This window comes from Gardnerella sp. 30-4 (assembly GCF_001641215.1).
Taxonomy (GTDB): Bacteria; Actinomycetota; Actinomycetes; order Actinomycetales; family Bifidobacteriaceae; genus Bifidobacterium; species Bifidobacterium leopoldii.
Window position 1 is genome coordinate 1 of the sequence record NZ_LXJL01000053.1, and the last position, 4304, is coordinate 4304.

Annotated in this window: 4 protein-coding genes; all 4 read left to right on the forward strand. The window is 45.4% G+C overall.

Annotation, left to right across the window (positions count from 1 at the left end; all coding sequences use genetic code 11):
* The first annotated feature begins 36 nt into the window (after positions 1 to 36).
* The 4 genes from A5294_RS04165 (at position 37) to mtnN (ending at position 4137) form a co-directional block, all read left to right on the forward strand.
* Positions 37 to 1371 carry a C1 family peptidase gene (locus A5294_RS04165; protein WP_004105599.1) on the forward strand — a complete coding sequence of 445 codons (1335 nt, stop codon included), beginning with the start codon at positions 37 to 39 and terminating at the stop codon, positions 1369 to 1371.
* Positions 1372 to 1641: 270 nt separating this feature from the next.
* Positions 1642 to 2823: a 3-deoxy-7-phosphoheptulonate synthase gene (locus A5294_RS04170; RefSeq protein WP_004105597.1), complete on the forward strand. Its 1182-nt coding sequence runs from the start codon at positions 1642 to 1644 to the stop codon at positions 2821 to 2823.
* 113 nt (positions 2824 to 2936) lie between these two features.
* The gene (locus A5294_RS04175; protein WP_004105595.1) at positions 2937 to 3434 is read left to right on the forward strand and encodes a hypothetical protein; all 498 of its coding nucleotides are present in this window, start codon (positions 2937 to 2939) and stop codon (positions 3432 to 3434) included.
* Positions 3427 to 4137, forward strand: coding sequence for a 5'-methylthioadenosine/S-adenosylhomocysteine nucleosidase (mtnN, locus tag A5294_RS04180; RefSeq protein WP_004105593.1), 711 nt, complete (start codon positions 3427 to 3429; stop codon positions 4135 to 4137). Before A5294_RS04175 ends, mtnN begins: the two co-directional genes overlap by 8 nt.
* Positions 4138 to 4304 lie beyond the last annotated feature (167 nt).

Here is a 4304-nt window from a genome sequence, read left to right on the forward strand (position 1 = left end):
AAATAAATATTGATAATTAACAGGAAAGGTAGCATTGTGACTGAAATCACTGCTCTAACTGATGAAAAATTACAAGGTTTGCGTGAGGATTTTGACGCAAATCCTTTAAACCGTTTAGCTATGAATGGTGTGACTGCTGCTGGTATTGATAAAGTCGCGCGTAATTATGATCGTGCGCGCTTATTGCAGCGTCGTTTTTCTACCATTGTTGATAACGGAGATGCAACACATCAGGATCGTTCTGGCCGTTGCTGGCTGTTTAGCTCGTTGAACGTGGCTCGTTTCATTGCGAAGAAATCCCTTGGATTGAAGGAATTTGAGTTTTCTCAGAACTACGCAATGTACTATGACAAGCTTGAGCGAATTAACTACTTCTTGAAGGATGTTGCGGCTTTGGTGCGTGCAGGTGAGCCTTCAGATTCTCGTTTGATTCAGCATTTGTTGCACGATGTTATGGGCGATGGCGGTCAGTGGACCATGGCTATGAACGTTTACAAGAAGTATGGTGCTGTTCCTAAGGATTTGTTCCCAGAAACCGCTTCTTCTAAGAATACTGGTGCTATGAATACGCAGTTGCGTGCGCTTTTGCATACTGCTGTTGCTCATATGTATGCGAATGCCACTGAAATTGATGAGATTATTGCGGATGCTACTGCTGCAGGTCACAGGATTTTGACAATTCACTTGGGTGAGCCACCTAAGAGCTTCGATTGGGAGTGGACTGATAGCGACGGCAAGTTCCATCGCGATGGTGAGATTACGCCAGTTGAGTTCTGGAAGAAGTACGTGAATGCTGGTCTTGAGGATTATGTGTGCTTGGTTGACGATCCTCGCGCTGAACATCCTAAGGGCAAGAAAATTGCTATTGAGCACTTGGGTAATGTTGCTGGCGGAGACGCAACCGAATATTTGAACGTGCCAAACCAGTTTATGAAGGATTGCGTGCGTAAGATTTTGGTTGAGAAGGGCATTCCAGTGTGGTTTGGTGCCGACTGCCATCCTATGATGGATCGCGAGAATGGCGCTTGGGCTACTGATTTGTTCGAGTATGGTCGCGTTTATGGCGTTGATTTTGATTTGGATAAGGAAGCGCGTGTGCGTTTTGCTGATTCTGCCATGAATCACGCTATGGCTTTTGCTGGTGTGGATGTTGCTGACGATGGCACTACTACTCGCCGCTGGCGCGTTGAGAACTCTTGGGGCACTGATATTGCAGATAAGGGTTACTTTACGATGAGTGACGATTGGTTTACTGAGTACGTGTATGAGGTTGCAGTGCCGAAGAATCTGCTTCCGGAAGAATATCGCAAAGCCCTAGAAGAACCAGCAATTGTTTTGCCGGCGTGGGATCCAATGGGCGCTTTGGCTTAGCTTAAGCGCATTGGGCGCTTAAGCTAAGCCAAAGCGCCGCGCTCACTATTGCGAAAAGCACACTGTGCTTTTCGCAATAGTGAGCGCGGCGGTGCTTGCATCTTTATTCAAGATGCAAGCACCGACCACATCAAATGTGGTTGTGCTTTCAACGCAAGCTCGGCGGTGTTCTCGTCTTTATCTTAAGACGAGAACACCGACCACACCAAGTTAGGTTAACTCTTTGCGCAAGCGCGGCGGTGCGCGTTTTGTTTTATAGGATGGTGACAAATGTCTTCTGCAGCTGAGCAGCGTACTTCTCGCGCGGTAAAGAAGGAAGTTGAGGAGGGGCGCAACCCTCTTAACTCTGCGAAGTTCCAGCGCTGGGAGGACCAGGTTGGTGTGGATCGCATTATTAACCGCCGCGTGCTTGAGCTTGAGCCTTTGCCAACTCCTGCTCAGGTGCTTGGCGAGTTGCCATTGTCGCCGTATGCGCAGGATATTGTTGCGCAGTCGCGTGATGAGATTCGTGGCTGTTTGAATGGCGACGACGATCGCCTTCTTGTTATTGTGGGCCCGTGTTCTGTGCATGATCCTAAGGCTGCTCTTGATTATGCGAGTCGTTTAGCTAAGTTGCGTTCGGAGCTCGAAGATGAGCTTCTTATTGTTATGCGCGTGTATTTTGAAAAGCCGCGCACAGCTCTTGGCTGGAAAGGTTTGATTAACGACCCGGATATTGATGGAACGCATGATATTCATAAGGGTTTGTTGCTTGCGCGTAAGACTTTGCTCGGCGTGTTGGATGCTGGTTTGGCTGCTGCTACTGAATTTTTGGAGCCGACTAGCCCTCAGTTTATTGCGGATGCTGTGAGTTGGGGCGCGATTGGTGCGCGTAATACGGAGTCTCAGATTCATCGTCAGCTTGCTAGTGGTCTTTCTATGCCGGTTGGTTTTAAGAATGCTACGGATGGTTCCGTTTCTGCGGCTGTAAATGGCTGCTTAGCTGCGAGCCAGCATCATACGTTCTTTGGTATTGATCATCTTGGTCGCGCTTGTGCTGTGCAGACTCTTGGCAACCCTGATTGTCACGTGGTTTTGCGCGGTTCTAGTAAAGGTCCTAATTATGATGCTGCGTCGGTTGCTTCTGCTGTTGCTTCGATTCGTTTGCGCTTGGGCACTGGTTGTATGGCTTCTAACGGCGTGGTTGTGGATTGTTCGCATGGTAATTCTGGCAAGGATGAGCGTCGCCAGATTGAGGTTGTGCGTGAGATTGCAGATCGTTTGGCTGATGGCGAGCAGGGTATTAAGGGCGTTATGATGGAGAGCTTCTTGCAGGGTGGCAATCAAGATCCTGCTCCTCTTAGCGAGCTTGAATACGGCAAGTCTATTACAGATCGTTGCATTTCTTGGGAAGATACTGCCAATTTGCTAAGAATTTTAGCTAAATCTGTAGCAACTCGCCGTAGAGCTTAGAGATTAGAGATTGTAGTAAGATAATCTCAATTAATTTCTACTTGGCTTATATTCCTTACTGTATTTGCCGCCTATTTTTGCATTATATTTTGCGTACAAGGGAGTGTGTTGAAATGTATAACAAAGACTTGAATAAAGCTAATAAAGCGAATAAAGGTTTTATGTGTAAAGCATTACCGGTGGTGCGTTATATATTGTTAGCTTTGATTTACAACGGTGTGCTTTTGTTGGCTCTTGCATGGTATCGTGGCACGCATAGCGCTGGGTATACGCTTGTTACGTTTTCTGCTTTGTGGTTTAGCGTTTTTATGCCGTTTGTAACTGGAATTGCTTTAATTGTTTTTGCTAGCGGATGGCGTCGCATTGTTGGTACTTTAGTTTGTGTGCTTCTTATAGCTGGATTTTTTGCTTTTCTTGCTTTGCAGGATCAAATTATTGCGTTTTTCAATGTTCCTGTTGTGAATCCTTGGTTTGATTTTACGTGCGGAGCATTGCTGAAGATTGCGACTTTGACTTTTGTTATTATGACTTTAGTATGCGTGTTTTTGGTTAAGAATAACGATAAATGCGTAAGTAGCGAAGTAAAAAAGGATGATTCTGCTAATGCCTAGTACTGAGAAAATTACGAAAGTCGCTGTTGTCGGTGCTTTAGAGGAAGAAGTTGCACATATTGCTAGCGCGCTTGAAAACGTGACTCACGATAAGTCTGCAAGTCTTGATGTATCTTGCGGCACTCTTGACTCGGCGAATGGCAGTAAAATCGAAGTTGCAGCTACGGTTGGCGGAATGGGCTTAGTAAATGCTGCTGCAACTGTGCAGTATCTTATTGACACATACAATCCTCAAGCTGTAATTTTTTCTGGAATTGCAGGAAATCTTAATAAAAATTTGCATACGAACGATGTTGTTCTTGGAAAGACTGTAAAATATCTCGATACTGATATGCGTCTAATCGGTCAGTGGAAGCCGTTTGCAAGCGAATTTCATTCGGATGATTACTTGCTTAAAGTAGCTAGCAATGTATTAACTGACATGAAAATCACGCATATTGCTGGAACGATTGCGTCCGGCGGATATTTTGTTGATTCGCAAGAAAAAGTTGCGGAAGTAATTGCAGCTACTAAAGCAGATGCAGTTGAAATGGAAGGTGCTGCTGTCTTGCATGTTGCTGCTCGTAATGACGTTCCTGCGCTTATTGTGCGCGCAATGAGTGATAATGCAGACACTGAATACGAAACTTTCCGCGCTTTCGATATTTCCGAATACGCGGACACTGCTGCAAAAATTACTGTAAATATAATTCGCAATTTGTGACATTTCGACACGCCGATGTAGTCGCCGACCTTCATTTTGCTTAGGTCGCGTCAAATATAACGCCAAATACCGCCGTTTTTGATACCCACTTTATTTTTGCCGGTGAGGTTTTACCCACCTGTTTACGATGGTTGCGTTAATAAAAAAAGATAGGGATTAATTAAGGA